Annotated in this window: 11 protein-coding genes and 1 pseudogene; 8 read left to right on the top strand and 4 right to left on the bottom strand. The window is 64.3% G+C overall.

What is annotated here, in order from left to right; genetic code table 11:
- Positions 1 to 15: 15 nt before the first annotated feature.
- The 3 genes from DAI20_RS16190 (at position 16) to DAI20_RS16180 (ending at position 2,384) form a co-directional block, all read left to right on the top strand.
- Positions 16 to 801: a CDP-alcohol phosphatidyltransferase family protein gene (locus DAI20_RS16190; protein WP_108252757.1), complete on the top strand. Its 786-nt coding sequence runs from the start codon at positions 16 to 18 to the stop codon at positions 799 to 801.
- A gap of 385 nt (positions 802 to 1,186) precedes the next feature.
- On the top strand, positions 1,187 to 1,747 hold the full coding sequence (locus DAI20_RS16185; protein ID WP_240606125.1) for a peptidoglycan-binding domain-containing protein: 561 nt from the start codon (positions 1,187 to 1,189) through the stop codon (positions 1,745 to 1,747).
- Between the two features lie 202 nt (positions 1,748 to 1,949).
- On the top strand, positions 1,950 to 2,384 hold the full coding sequence (locus DAI20_RS16180) for an ester cyclase (RefSeq protein WP_159085106.1): 435 nt from the start codon (positions 1,950 to 1,952) through the stop codon (positions 2,382 to 2,384).
- 16 nt (positions 2,385 to 2,400) lie between these two features.
- On the opposite strand, the gene DAI20_RS16175 is transcribed toward DAI20_RS16180, so the two are convergent.
- Entirely contained in the window at positions 2,401 to 5,073 is a 2,673-nt protein-coding gene (locus DAI20_RS16175; RefSeq protein ID WP_159085105.1) for a Kelch repeat-containing protein, read from the bottom strand.
- A 442-nt stretch (positions 5,074 to 5,515) separates the two neighbouring features.
- Between DAI20_RS16175 and DAI20_RS16170 the strand changes: the two genes are divergently transcribed.
- A complete protein-coding gene (locus DAI20_RS16170) occupies positions 5,516 to 7,204 on the top strand; it encodes a peroxidase family protein (RefSeq protein WP_159085104.1) in 1,689 nt (562 codons plus the stop codon).
- A 126-nt stretch (positions 7,205 to 7,330) separates the two neighbouring features.
- On the opposite strand, the gene DAI20_RS16165 is transcribed toward DAI20_RS16170, so the two are convergent.
- Entirely contained in the window at positions 7,331 to 7,474 is a 144-nt protein-coding gene (locus tag DAI20_RS16165) for a hypothetical protein (protein ID WP_205781478.1), read from the bottom strand.
- Positions 7,475 to 9,568: 2,094 nt separating this feature from the next.
- On the opposite strand from DAI20_RS16165, the gene DAI20_RS16160 reads away from it, so the two are divergent.
- The 3 genes and pseudogenes from DAI20_RS16160 to DAI20_RS16155 form a co-directional block, all read left to right on the top strand.
- Complete coding sequence (locus DAI20_RS16160) at positions 9,569 to 10,828, top strand: serine/threonine-protein kinase (protein WP_108252752.1); 1,260 nt, start codon at positions 9,569 to 9,571, stop codon at positions 10,826 to 10,828.
- The gene (locus DAI20_RS18635) at positions 10,821 to 13,004 is read left to right on the top strand and encodes an NACHT domain-containing protein (protein WP_159085102.1); all 2,184 of its coding nucleotides are present in this window, start codon (positions 10,821 to 10,823) and stop codon (positions 13,002 to 13,004) included. Before DAI20_RS16160 ends, DAI20_RS18635 begins: the two co-directional genes overlap by 8 nt.
- Before the next feature lie 839 nt (positions 13,005 to 13,843).
- Positions 13,844 to 14,101: pseudogene (locus DAI20_RS16155) on the top strand (hypothetical protein); the annotation flags it as partial.
- Between the two features lie 384 nt (positions 14,102 to 14,485).
- Here DAI20_RS16155 and DAI20_RS16150 read toward each other — a convergent pair.
- Positions 14,486 to 16,987, bottom strand: coding sequence for a DUF4062 domain-containing protein (locus tag DAI20_RS16150; RefSeq protein WP_108252751.1), 2,502 nt, complete (start codon positions 16,985 to 16,987; stop codon positions 14,486 to 14,488).
- A gap of 65 nt (positions 16,988 to 17,052) precedes the next feature.
- The gene (locus DAI20_RS19005) at positions 17,053 to 17,796 is read right to left on the bottom strand and encodes a tyrosine-type recombinase/integrase (RefSeq protein ID WP_240606124.1); all 744 of its coding nucleotides are present in this window, start codon (positions 17,794 to 17,796) and stop codon (positions 17,053 to 17,055) included.
- A 34-nt stretch (positions 17,797 to 17,830) separates the two neighbouring features.
- On the opposite strand from DAI20_RS19005, the gene DAI20_RS19000 reads away from it, so the two are divergent.
- Positions 17,831 to 18,178: a hypothetical protein gene (locus DAI20_RS19000; protein WP_240606123.1), complete on the top strand. Its 348-nt coding sequence runs from the start codon at positions 17,831 to 17,833 to the stop codon at positions 18,176 to 18,178.
- The last annotated feature ends 50 nt before the right edge of the window (positions 18,179 to 18,228 follow it).

Below are 18,228 nucleotides of genomic sequence, written 5' to 3'. Positions count from 1 at the left end.
AGTATCGTTGCCGGGATGACAGCGACCGGTGCGGGTTCGAAGCACGCGCTCCGCGAGCGCATCCTCGCGGCCGGTGTGCACCTGTTCACGGCGTCCGGCGTGCTGCTCGCGCTCGCCATGGTGCACTTCTCCTACCGCCAGGATGTGCGCACCGTGCTGTGGCTCTTCCTGGCGGCGATGTTCATCGACGGCGTCGACGGGTTCCTCGCTCGCGGGGCCCGAGTGAAGACCGTGCTGCCGACCATCGACGGGGCGTTGCTCGACAACATCGTCGACTTCATCACCTACGCGTTCGCGCCGATGGTGCTGCTCTGGAGTACCGGTTACCTGCCCGACGGCATCGCCGGCGGTGCCGTCGCCGGGGCCGTACTCCTCGCATCCGCCTACCAGTTCTGCCGCACCGACGCGAAGACCGACGACCACTTCTTCCGGGGGTTCCCGAGCTACTGGAACATCGTGGCCTTCTACGCCGTCGTGCTCGGGCTCGGCCAGGTTGCGACCGTCGTGCTGCTCCTCGCGCTCGCGGTCGCCTCGTTCGTGCCGATCGACTACCTCTATCCGTCGCGCACGCGCCAGCTCTGGCGGACCACGATGATCCTCACCGCGCTCTGGTTCGTCGGCTACGCGGCGGCCGTGGCGACCATGCCGGACACGCCGGCCTGGATCATCGCGGCGACCCTCCTCTACGTCGTGTACTACACGGTCGCCTCGGTCGTGCTCACGATCCGCCGCCGCCGAGGAGCGGCGGTCGGGGCCAGGAGCGGAGCCACGAGCCGCGCGGCGGACGGAGCGACGCGGTAGTCCCTGCTGTACCTAACCGGCGGCCCGCGGACGCGGAGTTCCGGAAGCGATCCGCCTAGCCTCTACGGTTCTCTTGACACGTCGAGCCGTGGGGCGGGAGCGTGATCGTCATACCAAGCGGTGCTCGGCAGGCTGCGGAGGCAAGGAAGCCTCCACCCCCGCGTCGACACAGCGAACGCTTCTCCTCCGCGTCCCTTGCGCGAGAAGCGAGTCCCGCGGCGCGGACGCGCCGCACCATCGATCGAGATCCCCGGCCGCAGCGACAGGGCTGTCCTCACGAGGTCCGCTCGTCCCCGCCGGTGCCCGAGGGCATCTCGAGTGCGCCGAGCTATCCCAAGGAGTTCCTTCCATGAAGACCACATTCCGAGTCCTGGCGACGGCGCCGGTGCTCGGCCTCATCCTCGTCACCGCCACGCCCGCGCAGGCGGCTCAGCCGCTGTCCACGGCCGCCACAACCGCCACAACCGCCACCGCGGAGGTTCAGGCCTCCGCTTCAACACTCGGGCCGTGGCCCGTGCTGTGGAGAGGCTCACCCGACGCCTCGTTCCCGGTCACGGTTCGCTCGCTGCAGCACCTGCTCAACGCGCACGGCGCCCGTATCGCTGTAGACGGCATTTTCGGACCGGCAACGGATTCCGCCGTGAGGACCTATCAACGTGCGCGCGGCCTCGTCGTCGACGGCGTGGTGGGCGCCGCGACGTGGTCATCGCTCATCGTCACGGTCAGACGGGGCAGTACAGGCTCGGCGGTCCGGGCCGTTCAGGATCAGCTGACCGATCGGCGATGGGTCATCCTCACCGTCGACGGCGTGTTCGGCGGCAGAACGGACGCGGCCGTCCGTGAGTTCCAGAGATTGCTGTCGCGGCAGATGCCCTTCACTGTCGACGGCGTCGTTGGCCCCAGAACCTGGAAGGCGCTCATCCTGGGGTTGATCGTGGCCGACTGAAGCCACGGGTCGCGGCGGACGGGCCCGGCGGAGCCGCGGGCTCGTCCGCTACCCGGCGGTCCGGGTCAGGATGAGTCGCCAACGCCTCCGTTGCCTGCTCGCTGGCCCGGTGTACGCACAACTGCGTATTCCGGGCCTCCGTCCCCGCTCCTATCGTCCACCCAACCGGAAACAAGAAGGACGGGAGAGGGCTGTGTCAGTCGTGACGACGCGATCCATCATGCAGGGCTACTTCACGGCGATGGTCGAGCGGAGGGACTTCTCGCAGTTCTTCACCGCTGATGTCGTGTGGACCACCATGGAGTCGGGTGAACAGATACGCGGCCGGGGTGCCGTTCGCGACCATATCGGCGACGCTCAGACCCGGATCTTCGACGCCCATCCGGAGGTCATCAATCTCGTCGTCGACGACGGGGTGGTGGCACTCGAGGCGCTGTTCGTCGGCAGGCACATTGGGGAGGTCGCGGGTATGGAGCCGTCCGGCGTGGACATCCGGGTGCCGTACACGATGTTCTACCGGGTGACCGACGAGGGGATCACCGAGCTCCACTCCTACCTGTCCCCCAGCGTGGTGCTCGAAGAGTTGCACCAGGCAACGCTTCGAGCGACGGACGCTCCCACCTCCACTGTCCTGTGATCCCGCCTCGCCTCCTCTACCGAGCGGTGTAGGTCTGCGTCACGGACGAGGCGGAGAACCCGGCCTGCACCCCGCCGCCGGCCACGGTGATGCGGTTGCCCACGAGCACCGGGAAGATGCCGTGCCGGGCGGTGAGCATCGGGGTCCCGAGCCGCCAGGTGCCGGTCTGCGGGTTGTAGATGTCCACCCGGTCGTACACGCGCTGGCTCGTCGCGCCCGCGCCGGTCGCGGTCTCGCCGCCGAGGACGAACATCTCGCCCTTGGAGAACACCGCCTTGCCCATGCCGCCCCGTGCCTGGGGCAGAGGAGCGAGGCCGGAGCCGCTGGTGGCGCTCGAACGCCAGGTGTTCGTCGCGGGGTCGTAGACCTGCAGGGTGTCGAAGCCATTCGCCACGGAGTTGCCGTCCCCGCTGCCGGGTCCGCGGCCGCCAGCCACGTACATGCGGGTGCCGTCGGTGGCGGATGCGGCGTGGTTGCGACCCTGCGGCATCGGCGCGATCTCCGTCCACGTGTTCGCCACGGGGTCGAAGCGGGCCACGCGGGTCGTGGTGGTGCTGCCGACGATGCCGCCCGCCACGTACACCCTCCCGCCGATCAACGCGGACGAGCTGGAGCCCGCCGCGAACGGCATGTCCGCGCCGAGGGTCCAGCGGTTCGTCGCGGGGTCGAAGATCTGCACCTTGCCCGCACCAGAGCCGAGACCGCCGAAGAGGTACAGCTTCCCGCCGATCACCTCCGCGGTGTGGTGGTGGCCCACGAAGGGGCGCACCGGAAGGTCGCTGCGCCACGTGCCGGTGGACACGTTCAGGGCGAGGGTGGCGTTGCTGCTCTCCCCGACGAGGTACAGCGAGGATCCGATAACGCCCCCGGCCACCTCACCGAGGGCGACGGGCAAGGCGGGACCGTTCTCCCACCGCTGCTGGAACCGCCCGGTGTAGGTGCTGGTGGCGTGGCTCCCGCCGGTGAAGTAGACCGTGTCGCCCCACACTCCCGCGACAGCGGTCTTGCGGCCACCCGGGAGGGCCGGCAGCACCGACCAGACGTTGCTTGCGGGGTCGTATGCCGTGACGTCGCGGCTGGCGATGTTCCCGGTATTGGTGCCGCCCATCACGAGCAGCTGCCCGTCGCGCACGGCCGTGGCGATGTGACTGCGGGGCTGGGGCAGGCTGGCGACCTTGGTCCAGACGTTCGTCGCGGGGTCGTAGCGGTGCACGTCGGCCTGCAGCCCCGTGTTCTCGTTCTCGTTGTGCTGTCCGCCGATCGCGTAGATCTTGCCGTCGATGGCGGCGCCGCCCAGGTGGTTGCGCGGGTTGGGGAGGCCCGCCCTCGCCGCCCAGGTCGTGCCGCCGTCGAGGTTGAGCACCCAGTGGTCCGGCTGGTCCGGGTCGGCCGTGGACCCGGCCACGCGGTTCGTCCCGCCGTAGTAGTGCAGTTCCCGACCGACGATCGCGGCGGCGCCGGCCCCGCGCGGTGCGGGAAGCTGCGGTCCCGCGCTGTAGGTGCGGGTCACGGTGTCGAACTTCCAGACGCTGCGCGTCGCGGGGCCGGGGTGGTCGCCGACGTACCCGCCGATGAGCCAGATGGTGGTGCCGTCGACGACGACGGGTGAGTGCGTGAGTTCAACCGGGAAGTCGGGCAGACGGGACCAGCTGTTGCTCGCGATGTCGTACACGTCGCTGCGCGCGGTCGTCGTGGTGCCGACGTCGAAGCCGGAGAACACGTACAGCCGGCCGTTCACGACCGCGCCCTGCGCCTCGGACTTGCCGATCGGGGCATTCGTCTTCGTGTCCCAGCCGAAGGGGGTCGGGTCGCCCGCCGACGGCGTGGGCGTCGTGGTAGTGCCGGACGGGCCAACCACAGAGATGGCAGCGACGCTCGGCTGGTCCACCGTGGCGGTGAAGGCGATGTCCAGGCGGCCGTCGCTCACGGGAACGGTGAACGTCCTCGTCGTCGCGGTCATCGCGCCCACCGCGGCGAAGATGTCGAAGTTGACCAGCTCGGTCGTTCCGCCCTCGAGGTTCGCACTGAAGACCCGCTTGCCTGCGCCGCCGGGGCCGCCGCCGGTCGCTCCGTGGTAGAGCTCGGCGAAGTGCAGGGTCACCGCGTAGTTGCCGGTCGCGCTGACCGGTATCGCGTAGCTGAAGCCGCCGCGATCCACGGTGGCGCTCCGCTCGTTCAGGTACAGGGCGTCGTCCGTGGTGTTGGCGATGGCGGTGACCCTGCTGTTCGAGTAGGTCTTCCCGCCGCTGAAGTACGCGTCGGCGCCCCAGGTGGCGCCGCCCGTGCTGACGGATCCGCCGCCGGCATTCACCCGCACCGTCTGAGCGGGCGTTGGGGTGGGGGTCGGAGTCGGCGTGGGGCTGTCGGGCACGTTGTCCACCGTGAACGTCGTCGCCCCGTTCGCGACGTGGCCGTCGGAGTGCGTGATGCGGGTGCTGATGGTGTGCGACCCCTCACTGATGCCCCGGGTGTCGAACGCGTTGGCGGCGGAGGCGCTGCCGCCCGCGAAGTCGAAGGGGGCCTCCCGCTCGACCTGCCGGGGCGCTCCCGTCATCGCCTCGTTGTCGAGCCAGAACTCCACCATGCGGATCTCGGGCTGCGCGGGCACGAAGGGATAGATCGAGCTCTTCACGGAGGCGCCGCTGAGGAGGCCGGAGGGCGTCCGGCTGGCGGATGTGCTCACCTGCATCGGTGCTCCGTCGACGTCATGAGCGACCGCGGGGGTTGGCACCGCAACGGCGAGCAGCAGCCCCGCCGCCGCGACGGCGAGAGCTCGCAACCCTCTGCCGAAGGATCGACCACCCGTTCCCGCTTTGGAGGAAGAAGGAACCCGCGTGGACGCGCCTTCATGACGGGACGTGGGCGTGGGCAGGGGCATGGGCATGCGGGAGCTCCTCGGGAAGGGCACGGCCTGTCCGGCGTTCGGGGTGAGGTTCTCCGCCGTATTTCACGGGTCCGTAATTCGTGACATTAGTACCTGAGGTTGTCTCATGTCACGTGTTTCGCCAGCCGATTCTTTCGCGTCGGCCCCGGGCGGGCATCCGCGGCTCAAGAAATCCACAAGGCCCGTTCCTCACTCTGATCACGCGCGGCGACGGGGCCGCGCACAGACCAGAGGGAGGCCTGACCTCATGAACGAGCCGAACGTCCACGGTGGCTCGACCGAACACAGCGGCACCATCTCACGCCGCGGCGTGCTGATCGGACTGGCCGCGGGCTGGACCATGCTGTCCGCCTTCAGCAGCACGACGGTCGCGCATGCCGCGCCGGCCGTCCGGAAGGTCGTCAAGATCCTGTCCGGTGCGGCGGGAGCGGGACACGGCGCTGGCAACCCGCGCGGAGCCGACATCGCGGTCACGGTGGGCCGCAACGCCCAGGGCCGATTCGGTCTCATGTTCCCGAAGCTGCCGGCCTTCGCCCCCGATGACGCCCTCCTCGAGGAGCTCGCCAAGCAGATGATCGACCGGACGCCGCCGCTGTCCGACGTGAAGCTCAGCAACGACGGGTTCGACAACGCGAGCATCCCGGCCGGGTTCGTCTACCTGGGGCAGTTCATCGATCACGACATGACGATGGACAAGACGCCGCTCGGCTCGCAGCAGGCGGACAAGCACGGCACCCTCAACTACGACACCCCGTTCTTCGACCTCGGCTCGGTGTACGGCCGAGGGCCGATCCTCGATCCGCAGCTGTACGACCCCGCCGACCGGCGCCTGATGCGCATCGGCGTCACCGCCGAGGGTCACCCGGATCTCCCCCGGCAGGCGGACGGTAAGGCGATCATCGGCGACCCCCGCAACGACGAGAACCTCATCGTCGCTCAGCTGCACCTCGCCTTCCTGCAGCTGCACAACCGGTTCGTCGAGTCCGGGCAGTCGTTCGCCGAGGCGCAGCGGCTCACCCGGTGGCACTTCCAGTGGCTCATCGTGAACGACTTCCTGCCGCGCATCGTCGGGCAGGCGATGGTCGACAGCATCATCAAGAACACCCCCGGCAGGCCGTCGCAGGTGAACCTCCGCTTCTACAGGCCGGGCGACAAGAAGCGCCCGATGATGCCGGTGGAGTACTCGGGGGCCGCGTACCGCTTCGGGCACAGCATGATCCGCGCGGAGTACGAGATGTCGGACGGCATCACGGTGCCGTTCTTCGGGCGCGCGCCCCACGACCTGCGTGGATCCCGGCCCCTGCCGGAGTTCGCCTGGGCGGACTGGAACTACTTCTTCGACATCCCGGGGCTGGGAATGCCGGACGACCGCAATCTCAGCCGGCACATCGACACGAAGCTGGCGCTTCCCCTGGAGAAGCTGCCGCCTACGGTCGTGCAGCACATCGACAACGGGATCCTCTCCCTCGCGGAGCGGAACCTCCTGCGCGGCAAGCAGCTGGGCCTCCCGTCCGGCCAGGACGTGGCGAAGGCGATGGGTCTCGCGCCCCTGTCGAACGGCCAGCTCGGGCTCACGAACACGGCCTGGAACGGCAAGGCGCCCCTGTGGTTCTACATCCTCAAGGAGTCGGAGCTCGCCGGCGGCCTCAGCGTCGGGCCGGTCGGTGGCCGGATCATCGCCGAGGTGATCCTCGGCATCCTGTCGCTCGACCGCGACTCCTACCTCAACGCGGCGACCGGCTGGGCTCCCCCGACGCTGCCCTACGCCTGCGGCGACATGCTCCTGCAGGCCGGCGCCATCACCATCGAGGGTCACCCGGAGGCGGAGGGCGCCGAGGACGAGGGCGTGGAGGCCCCCGAGGAGCCGGAGGCGCCGGAGGACGCCGAGGTCGAGGAGCCGGAGGAGCCGGAGCTCGCGGAGGTGGGAGCGGCCTAGGCCGGCCACCGCCCTCTTCCGATCTCGCTGCTGCTGCTGGGTCGAGATAGGAACAATCGGCGACCCGATGAGCGGCTTAGACGAGCTCGGGTCGACGGATGCTCTCCGCTCCGCCGTCGATGAAGATCACCTGGCCGCCGCGGTCATCGGGGTGAGGATCACGCCCGGTGCGACGGCGTTGAGGGCGATGCCGGCCCCGGCCCAGCTCTCCGTGGGCGCGGTTCGTCGCACCCATCGGGCCACGGACAGCTTCGACGTCGTGTAGAGCACGCTCGAGCCGGTCGCGCTCGCGGTGGCGCCCCGGAGACTCGCAAGTTTCCGGGACTTTTCGATCAGACTGACAGAATTTGAACCTGCGACCCCTTGGAGAATTTAGTCTCCATCGGGTCTTCGCCTGATGTCTCGAGAACTCACCAAATCCCTTGTGATGACGGGGAACCGGGCGGTTCGCTGCCTCCGATCGTACCCGGTTTCTTCCGGTCGTCCGCGGTTGAAAGTGATGGGAAAACGATGGGCGAGGATTCAATTGAAGCAGTCGCGCACAACGGGTCACAGCACTGGCCCACTGGTCAAGGTTCCGCGCGGCCTCATCACACCGGTGGCCGCGGCCGCAGCAGCGCGGAACGGCCAGTCGCCCTGGCAGGCGCCCAAGGCGAGGTGTGGTCCCGAGAAGCGGCTCTGACACTCCTCCCCAGTGGCGCCGCTGATGACACCGGACGAATCGGGCCAGTGCTTCGGGGCTCACTTCGGAGCAACTGGAGGTCATCAGGCGACGCACCGCCGGCCACGAGTTCCACACCCTCAGCCCCCACCTCTTTCGTTACAACCGCGCCGACGTCACCCGTCGAGCGTTGCATCCCGGATGCTCGGTGGTCTTCTCAGCCGTGACTTCAGACAAGGCAACCCACCCGGGAAAAGACGCGCGAGCAGCGGGCAGAAGACATCCCCCTGGGGCGCTCACCGCTCTCGAGTGACATCGACAAGGGCCTCCGCAGCGCACGCGCCACTCCTGCGCAGGCGACATCGAGCAGCAACGACCGCCAAAACTCGCCGTCGCCCGCCGATAGCCCAAAAACAACGGCTACCAGGTCTCCGACCGTGGACGCGTCCCAACAAGCTCGCCGAGCTAAATCGTGCGGCAACTCGCTGACCGGTTCATCAGGCTGCGCCTCGAGCTCGGGCAGCGGTGTTGAACTCTGCGGCCGTCTTAGCGATGACCCCAGCGGTGTGTTCGCGGATTTCCTCAACCCAATCCGAGCAGAGTGATTGCTCAATCAGCGGAACAGAACTTCGGTTCGGAGTGCCATGAAGAGGCACCGTCGACGGTGACGACCAAATGGCCGGCCGCGCATCCTCAGTGATCGAGGACGGCCCGTTCGGCGTTGATCAGACCCTGCCCGTCGAGCGGCGTCCGGCCGGAACCTACCCGGCTGAGCATGGCACCCCAGTGCGAATGTTCGTTCACGGGCTCGACCGTTAACGCCATGCCGCGCGGGACCGGGACCCCCTGGAGCAGGAACGTCGCTCCTCGCTACTAGCCTGCTCCGGTGCCGTCCGCGTGACCTTCCAGCGATCAGGCCCGTGACGGCGGCCCCCGGGTAGGAGATGCCGTACGCGAAGGCGAGCCATCCCGCGCGGTCTTCGGTTGCTGCATGCGGGAGGGTGCGCATGCTACCGCTTGTCGCGATACTCCGGGCGATACCGGCGACGGCCCCGATCGCTATGGAGGCAACGGCCGAATGCACGGAGACCACGATCGCCAGGCGGCGAATGCCGAGCACGATCAAGACATCCTCACGCGCTGAGCGGTTAGAGGTGAGAGGCGAGCGGCAAGCGGTCCGCCGAGCTCGGCTAGCGCAAGCTGCGAGGAGAAAGCGGCTGCGGCCACGAACGCGCGAGCTGCGCACTTCTTTCCGCCTCATCGGCGGCCCAAACGAATGGTGGTAGCCGCCGAGTGCCCGGGTGGCGAGGAGCACGCTGCCCGCGAGGAAGACGGGTCTGCAGGCGGACCGGGAAGGATCAGTCGCGGCTCGAGGGCAGCAAGCACTCCCGCTGTGGCTTTCACCAGTTTCGGAAGCGGTTGCGATCAGGACGGCGGCGACGGGGAGTAGAAGCGGTGCGATCACGAAGAGTAGGACGCGCGGCACGGGTGAGAGGTCCACACTTTGCCCAGACCCGAGTGCACGGAAGTACCATCGGGAAACCGCCAAGCTCCGATTCGCGCTGGAGCGACCCTTCGAAACCGACGCTGGCCTGGAGGTAACTGAAAACGTTCCAGGCTATGTGGATTTATGTGCTTCGAGCCTAAGGTGTGACCATAGCGAAAAGTACGGAGGTCGCGTGACTGCTTTGCCAGAACCATTCATGGATGGAGAGCAACTCGGAAGAGGGGGCTTCGGCACCGTTTGGAAGGCACGAGCAGCCGGAGGCGAGCTTGTCGCTGTGAAGGTTCCGAATGACACGAACGTCGACACCCTGAAGAGATTCTCCAGAGAGGTGCGCTTGCAGGCCGCGCTCGAACATCCCCACATCGCAGGTCTCCTCGACTACGACCTGCAGTCCACCCTACCTTGGTGCGCGATGCCCCTCGCGGACCGGAATTTCGACGAGTTCGTACGAGATGTCAGCATTACGCCGCGTGAGATTCTGGACGCCCTCAAACAAATCATGAGCGGCATGGGGCACGCTCACCAGAAGCACACCCTACACCGCGATCTGAAGCCAACGAACGTCCTCGTGTACCGCGATAACGGCAAAATTCGCTGCGCTGTCGCAGATTTCGGGCTTAGTCGCCTCTTTACCCGGGAAGACATGACGTACCAAACCACGACGGGGCACGGCTTCTTCTCGGATTGGTACAGCGCTCCTGAGCAGCTTTCACAATTCAGCGAAGTAACCGTGACCGCAGACGTGTTCTCGCTCGGGCGGATCATCGAATTCTGCATGCTCGTGCGCACCGACTTCGCCGAGGAGTTTCCGGCGCTACTGGCCTGCGCACAAGTCGCCACTCGGACCGTCGCCGACGAGCGTTTCCCGTCGGTCACGCGGATGCTGGAGGCGGTCGAACTAGCTGGTGTGCCGCGCGCCGCTCTCGCCAGACCTATCGATCAGTTGAGGGCCGCCGCGGCAAGCGCCGTGGACGCGACTGCCGCAGATCGGCTTTCCGAGCTTGCCTTCGTCCTGGAGCAGGCAACGGACACCCCAAACCAGTTGCTCGGCATGTTCGCCACACTCCCGTATGCCCTAGCCGACCGGCTTGCGGCCGAGTTCCCCGGCAGGTGGCGCGCACTACTGCGCGCCTACATCGGGTGCTTCTCGGAGGCGCTCCAGGTGAATGCGGCAATCGGTGCGCGGGACTTCTTGAATCATTGCCTTGATGATCAGGTAGATTCCCGTACCAGGGGGCTTGCTCTCTTCGGCCTACTTGTCCTGGGCGCAATTTATGACATGCCTGAGTTCGAAGACTTGGCCTTGGGTTGGCTGTACGCACCGATGAATACACTGATGACGTCGGCTCTTACCTCGGAGTTGGCACGTAGTAGTGAGACTATCACGTGGCTAGCTTCCTCTGCAGACAGGACTAAGTTGCCCGCTTCGGTTAACGAATTGCTCGCGAATGGCTGACGTGTCGGTCGTGGGTGAGCAGATCGCTCGTCTATTCAGGGCCAGCGGCTGGGACGTCGTAGCGCGGCGCTCCATTCTTCGCGCCACTGAGCCAGCCTACGAGCCTGTGATTCACGACTGGATGGCCGGATCAGCTCGCTCGTTGAGCGACGCCGAGATTTATGTGCATAGCCCCTCCCGCGTGATTGTCGAAGATGGAGCGCCGGAACGTGAAGTCGATCGGATCCGGTCTGCGCTTGAAGCGCTCGGCACCAATGCGCGGGTATTGCCTCAGTCTCGCTTCGTCGATGATTATTGGGGGGCCGCCATTGCCGTTCAGAACGCGATAAGAGACGCCGAAACGTCCGACGTCGACGTTCTCTTCGGAGCGGACGAATTGAGCGTCGACGACCGTCATGTCGGTGCACAATTAAGACTGGGGGCTCTTTCCGTTCCTGATCACCGCGCGATCGAATCCGGACTTCCGCTTAGGGGCGCATGTATGGCGGTGATCGCCGACGCGGGCTTAGGGAAAAGTGAGCTACTTCGATGGCATGCGTGGCGGTCGGCGATGCTGTATCGGGGGTCGCTCGGAAGTCGCCGGTTGGTACCGCTTCCTCCCGTTTACCTTCGCGTACCGCTTCGCGATTTCAAGTCGTTATCGCTGGACTACGTCGCTCATCAGTTGTCACAGCCGGCGCAGTTGAACGGTTTGTTGCCCCTTCCGAGGATTCGCTCCGGAGCGGTGCTTCGCGAGTTACTCATTCAACAGCGACTGACTCTGTTTCTCGATGGACTCGACGAGATGTCGGCTGACTCGCAAACAGTTGATGGCGATATCGTAGAATGGCGCAAGGTCGTCAGGGATGGAGCTTCCTTCGTATTGAGTTGCCGGGAAGGACACGAATCTTCACGCGGGACAATCGCGCGTCGGTTCGATCCCGATGAAATCGCTCGCTTGACTCCGCTTGACCGGAATGTGGCCCATGAGCTCCTTCGCAAACGAGGGGCGACAGAGACGATCGCATCCCAGGTCACTGCCGCGCTGTCCGGACCTTCAGCCGGTATTCCACTCTTCCTCCTACTTGCTCACCGAGTCGGACTGCAGGAGGCGCCATCCGAGGCAGTAGGAGCTTCCCGCACGCTAATGCTCCTCGACCTGTTGAAACTGTTCTGCAAACGAGACGAAGCCCGCGTGGGAGTCACATCAGAAGATCAGATTGACACGCTGACCCAGATCGCGGAACATCTAATGATTGCCGGCCCCCTTCATCAGGAGGAACTCCTGCGGAACCTCGGAGTCGGAGACAGTGATCCGCTCGCTCGCATCGTTCGTAATCCTCACGCCTTGTTGGAGAACGGATCAGACGGCGTTCAATTCAAATTCCCAGAGTTTGAAGCACTGTTCCGCGCGCGCGCGATTTCTGAAGGCTGGCGCAACTATGGCTTCAACTCAATCGCGTCGATTCTCAAATCTGAAGAACTCAGCGAACTGGTCGTCGAGTATCTCGCGCGGTTGCTTCACCCAGCTGCAGTCTCAGGAGCGTGGGTTTCAACCGAGAATCAGGGGGATGCGGCACTGCTCAGGAGGAACCTCCTGGGAGTTGCGCTCGCGCGCGTCGACGACATAGCACATAACGAATCTCCGAATGCGCGAGCAACACAGCTCGCCGGCATTCTCGGAAATCGCAGGCTAATGAACGCAAGCCTTTCCGCTCTCTATCTCAATCGGTACGACTTCGCGGATTGGCAGTTCGCCCATGTTCAAGGGCACGATGGAACGTTAAGTTACTGCGAGAACTTGTGGCGATCTGATCACGACGAGTCGGTGAAAACGATAGCCACTGACGAATGCTCGTTCACACCTCCCGCTGCCTCTGTGATCAACGTTGCGAATGGGATCAACCGCCTTCGTCGAATCGTTCGTCCCATTCGTCGCAAGAACGGCGGTCCCGTGGTGTCGCTCATGGACCGAGACGAGGTGAGCGATATGGATGGCTGGGCATTGCTCACCAAGATGAAGCTCGCTAGCTTTGCGGGAAAGGCATCGAAGGCGCGATGGACTCTGAACTCTGATGGAATCCGAGTTCTGACGGCTTTCTGCATAGCCGACGCTGGTGGTGACGAGACCCTCGCAGCACTAGTCGATTCTGATCAAGATGTTCGTTCGGTGGTAACGGCGCTTGCCCGGAGCTAGGCGGAACGGTACCCAAACCCTGCGACTGCGCGCTCCCGATTGGCCGACCGTTGCCGACATTCATTCGCGGGGCAACAGGATGCGGCCGCCGTCGAAGCCGGGCGGACGAGTGATGTCGCTGTCTTGCCTGGCCGAGGAGCACCGTTTCGACGAATGACGTGGGGCACTCGCTGTACGCGGCCGACACGTGTGTTCCGTTCCTGCGCGTGACTTTGTCTGGACGATCTGCGGGACAATAGGGCGGACTGAACTTGAACCCGTGACCGACGGATTGAGGCACGGCGCCTCGCCGGCTCCGGGAGCCGCACTGACGTCTCGGGCGATCTCGTCTGGACCAGGCGTTTCTTGCGTCACAAGTCGTTCTTGTTCGCGAGCCACGCCCGCATCCGCCAGCCACACTTCCGCCGCGAGGACGACGGCACCTTCACCCCCCTCGAGCCCACCTTCCACGACCTCGTCGCCTACCGCGCCACCGCCGAACGGGCACTCGCCCACTCCGCCAAGGGCGACAACTTCGTGGCCGAGGGCTACGTCCACTCGTTCCATAAGGAGCGCCACGGCGAGCTCGTCGAAGGGAGGAGTTCGTCGCGACGAAGATCGGCCACAACCTCGTCCGGACCGACTACGAGGTGGACCGCTCACGTCCGCAGAGCCGGATCGCCGGGAGGGAACCGGTGGCCGAGCAGCGCAGCATGCCCCTCCGGGCGGCACCATCACGGGTCCGCTCTGCGGCGCTCGGCTTCTGAGCGCAGCATGACCGCGACATTCGTCGAGCCCGCACGAGTTCCAGCGACGACTCCCTCGGCGACGAATTTCTTGCTGAGCTCGACGGTCCGTTGATGGCAGAGCCGCCACACCCGATCAACTGGAACACGCTCACCGCTGAGGAGGCGGAGTACGAGTGGATCGAGCTCAACCGCTGGGTCAACTGGCTGCGACACACCTACGGGCTGCCGGCGTCCGTCGTGCCACCGTTCTGGCACCGCCACCCCGAACTCGTCTGGGAACTCTCCGCACTCCACCTGCACTGGCTCTGCGCCTACGACCCCGACCAACACGGCTCGGCACCCTTCGGCTGGCATCGCGACTTCGTCGATGAAACCGAGTCGGTCCTTCAATCGGCGAACCTTTGCACAACAGGCGGTCCCTAAGAGCACACGCTGCGATACGTCGGCCTGTCGCCGGGGGTCGTGCCTTGCTGATCAAGGTGAGGGGCGACCCCAAGACGGCGGCATGGTCTGCCGCACGGCTGCGGGACAACCCGCTGCCAGCGCCCCGAGGCGAGGGGGCTCGATAGCGTACTCCCCTGTCATCGGCGAGGCGAGGGCACTCGCGCTCGAACACCCGGAACCAAACAACCGCGCGCTGACAGAATCAAGCGCCGCGAAGAAGGAACAGACGCATGCAATCCGGGTTCTATCGGACGCGTTAGGTAGGACGCAGGCGCAGTCCGTCCACTGTTCAACGCGCACAGATTCGTTTTAGTGCGCCGGTGCGGGCAGGTAATGAGGCTGCGTCAGTCCGGGCTTGTACCCCGATAAGTACTCATCGAGGCCAACTATCACGTTATACCAATAGGCTCGTCCCCGGTCATCATATCGATTCAACAGGGCAGTAATTCGGTTCTCGTCCCAGCGCGACAAGAGCACGTCCAGAGCCGACATCCTTAGTTTCGCTTCGTCGTCGTACAAGGCGAACTCCAGATCGTCGTCCGGCGTCGACTCACGCGTCAACTCCCATTCGAGGGCCGCGACACGTAGTGCGGGTATTTCGCTCTCCCGCCAGACACCGGCGACGATCGGACCGATAGGACTAGCGAGCAGTTGCTCGGATAAATCGATTGCCCAGTAGGCGTCAAGCGAGGATAGGCTCTCGCGCAACTGAGCTGTTTCAGCGAACCAGCCGAGGTCCTTCAAACAACTTTCCATTCCGGTAGGCGCAAGAAGCCTTGAGCATATTTTGGATAATGCCGAAATCGCCGGTCCTCGCGTGATGTACGAGTCTCTCTGAAACTCTTCAAGCACCCGGCGTGCGTCCGCAAGGTCGACACTGTTGAGTCCAGCCAACACCGTGCAGGCTGCACGTTTAGCATGATCGACGAGATTTGTCGCCAGTATCTGGTATTGCCCAAGCAGCGGCTCCACTCGCTCGGACACGTGCTGTGACGTCCCGTCAAGAATCGCGCGGGCTGCTTCAGCCTCGAGTTCTGGGTTCTTGATTGCGCGGGCTTCCCAGAGCATCATCGTCATATAGCCAGTGTCGTCGAACGTCATCAACTGCTCCCGAGTTAGTACGGACGCAAGAAGTCGCGCAATCAAGCTTTCTTGGTTGTACTTATCTACCTCCCTGAGCAAGAGCATGAGTTCCATGCCCCATGACGGGTCGTCCTTCGCACGCGTCACCATCGACATTGTTACATCTACAGAGTCCAGCGCCAGGACGGCCTTCAATTCATCTCTAGTAAACTTGTCACGAAGTGCCAATTGGACGGCGGCCGCCGTCGCGATCCGACTGTGGCTTCCCACCACCAAGGCTCGCCAGACATCAGCGGTGCATGCAGGAATGGCCCCCATGACCAATTCAATAAGATACCCCACATCGGTCGCGGATGCATAACGCGACGGCGCGAGAGCCGCAGCCGAAGCAGCATCTCCCCTGCGAGCCGCAACGTATGCGAGTAGAGCCGTCCTCATAGCTTCACTTAGTTCAGCTTTCGCGGCAACAAGTTCCAGCGTTATTCCGTCTCCGTCGATGGCGACGCTGGCGATGTAGTTCAAGCCTGAACTTAACCCGTCGAAGCGGCTGAGTATCGATTGCCAATTAGTGACCAATAGGTCTCCGTCTCTATCCGCGTCCCCGATTACTTCAGCAGTGGCACTACGCGCGACCCAAAGCGATCGCAGTCGAATACGCTTCTCCGTGATGTATCGCAGGCTGCCACGCGCCGCCCGCTCGTCGTCTCCGAGTAGCAAAGTCGTTAGAACCTGATCGAAGGCGGCATCGTAACTACCAGCCTTGAGGGCTCCCCAAATTGGAATTGTTCTGGTGTCGCGATCCTGGTAGCCAAAGTCAGAGAAGTAGGTCCGATACCACAGATTCGCTTCCCCGACCGTGAGCGCTACTTGCTCCCTCTGTTTGTACAACCTGTTTACAAGGTGTGCCCCCAGAAGAACGGGCTCATTCGCGAAGGCAGATCCAACTAGTGCAACGCGATCGCGGTCGCAAACATCGGGGGGCGAACTAGCCGCTTGTTCAAACCAAGATGTGTAGGCGCGTAAAGCCGACGCAATCTGGACCTGAGCCTCGTCGGGCTCTCGCCGAGCGGCGATCTCGAGACTTGCAGTCTCCGAATCTGTGGTTGCCAATTCCTCACCGGATTCGAGTGATGGCATTTGCCCCTTTGTCGGCGTCCCTCCTGCGATTTCTAGAACACCGCTCCGTGCGATCGACTCCTGAAACTCAAGTTCGACAAGAGGAAGCATCTGCAGGGTAAGGAAATCTTGCACCTCGATAGCAAGATGGTCGACGTTCCGGAAGGTTTTGAAGAGCGCCATTCGCTCGGCCTTCACTTTGTTGCGAAATTCGATCACCTTTTCCAATTGGGGCCCAGGATCAGCCATCGCTTCGATGGGTATCTCCGCGAAAAAGATACCGATCGCAGGCACATCACCGACGTCGCGGCGCCGCATGGCGATATTGAACTCTTCTTCGAATCCCGAGGAGAACTCGCCGGTCTTCGATCCCCAGCGACGCCCCATGAGACCGACAAAAAGGTCGCACTCGTGCACGAGGGGATTTATCAGTTCTTGTGGCCGCCCAAGCGCTGGCGGAACATTCTCCCACCCGACAACTCTTACGCGCGCTTGCCTGTTCTCGAATATGGAGTTCAGACGTCGCTCGACCTCGCGCACTGCCGCGCGCTCCGTCTCGAGGTCACCGGGGGAGGCAAGGAAGACAACTAATTCTCGTACCGACTTGGGCATGCAGCGTTGAATCCTTCTTGTAGTAGGCAACTAAACGCGAGTCCATACTATGGGTCGAGCACCGCTCAATATCCCTTCCGGAGCGCGCGATCGAGCAGATCCGCAGTGAGCGGACGCACCATTTCATTACGCCGTATGTAGTGCTGGATGGGCACCTTCGGATCCGTATGACCGAGGAGTTCAGCGGCCAGTACGACGCCGGCATGCTCGTTCACGACGGTTGCCAAGGTGCGACGGAACGTGTGCGGGGTCACTCCGCTGATGTCCGCGAGGCCCGCGACGTGCCGTAACTGGCGGCGCACGTTGATGGTGGTCAACGGGGTGTCGTTACGGCTGCAGAACAGCAGGGCCTCGGGTAACGAGTCATCGCGTTGAGCAAGCCGTCGCCGCACCGCTTCCGCTGTGAAGGACGGGATGGCCCCTGTTCGCCGCGACTTGGCCGTCTTGGGGTGATCCTGCCGCATCGTCGGTTCACCTTGCCTGCTCACGATAGTTCCGGCCAACCGGATGGTTGGGGTCTGTCCAGTCATGTCGACGTCGCGGCGACGGATCGCTAAGACCTCGCCGATACGGGCTGACGTGCCCAGCATGACTTCGACGATCTTACCGAGCTGACCGTCGGGCTTCGGCTCCGACATGTGAAAGCTGCCCGACTCCCACAGTGCGATCGCCTGGCGGATCTCGTTCACCTCGACGTTGGAGAGCGCGTCGGGCACACGCGCCTCCCGGTAGATGCGGGATACGTGATCCATCGGATTCCGAGTCAGCACTTCGTGTCGCACTGCCAATTCGAGCGCAAGGCGCAGCACTACGCGTGACTGCTTTGGCGCGGTTGTACGAAATGTGCGCCTGATCTTTGATGAAGCGATCGCAGCGAGCGACGCCGATCTCGCGCAGGGCGAGGTGCTCGAACGCGGGCAATACGAGGGTGCGCACGTTCCGCTCGTACAGGAGCCGGGTGGTTCTAGATATTCGGCCCTCGAGGTCGAGTTGCTTCAGCCAGTAGGCCACCTTGTCGCCGAACAGGCTGTCTGGCGACAAGTGGGTGTAGGCGGACTGGGTTGGTGGGCGCTCGGTGAGCTTGGCTTTGAGTGCTTGCTCAGCCGCTTTCGCCGTGTCGCCTGTGGCCTGCACGATGCGGGAGCGACCGTCCCAGTCGCGGAACTGCGTGCGCGCCTCGATGCGTCCTGAGGGCATCGAGCGTACGGTGATGTCGCCGAACGTGCCGATCGTCAGTCGTG

This window comes from Planctomonas deserti (assembly GCF_003067705.1).
Classification (GTDB): domain Bacteria; phylum Actinomycetota; class Actinomycetes; order Actinomycetales; family Microbacteriaceae; genus Planctomonas; species Planctomonas deserti.
The sequence above is the reverse complement of the archived record's forward strand: the minus strand, read 5'-3'. Positions and strand labels throughout refer to the sequence as shown.

Coding starts and splice junctions, on each gene's coding strand:
- DAI20_RS16190 (WP_108252757.1), top strand. CDS start 16: ATGACAGCGACCGGTGCGGGTTCGAAGCACGCGCTCCGCGAGCGCATC.
- DAI20_RS16175 (WP_159085105.1), bottom strand. CDS start 5,073: ATGCAGGTGAGCACATCCGCCAGCCGGACGCCCTCCGGCCTCCTCAGC.
- DAI20_RS16170 (WP_159085104.1), top strand. CDS start 5,516: ATGAACGAGCCGAACGTCCACGGTGGCTCGACCGAACACAGCGGCACC.
- DAI20_RS16160 (WP_108252752.1), top strand. CDS start 9,569: ATGGATGGAGAGCAACTCGGAAGAGGGGGCTTCGGCACCGTTTGGAAG.
- DAI20_RS18635 (WP_159085102.1), top strand. CDS start 10,821: ATGGCTGACGTGTCGGTCGTGGGTGAGCAGATCGCTCGTCTATTCAGG.
- DAI20_RS16150 (WP_108252751.1), bottom strand. CDS start 16,987: ATGCCCAAGTCGGTACGAGAATTAGTTGTCTTCCTTGCCTCCCCCGGT.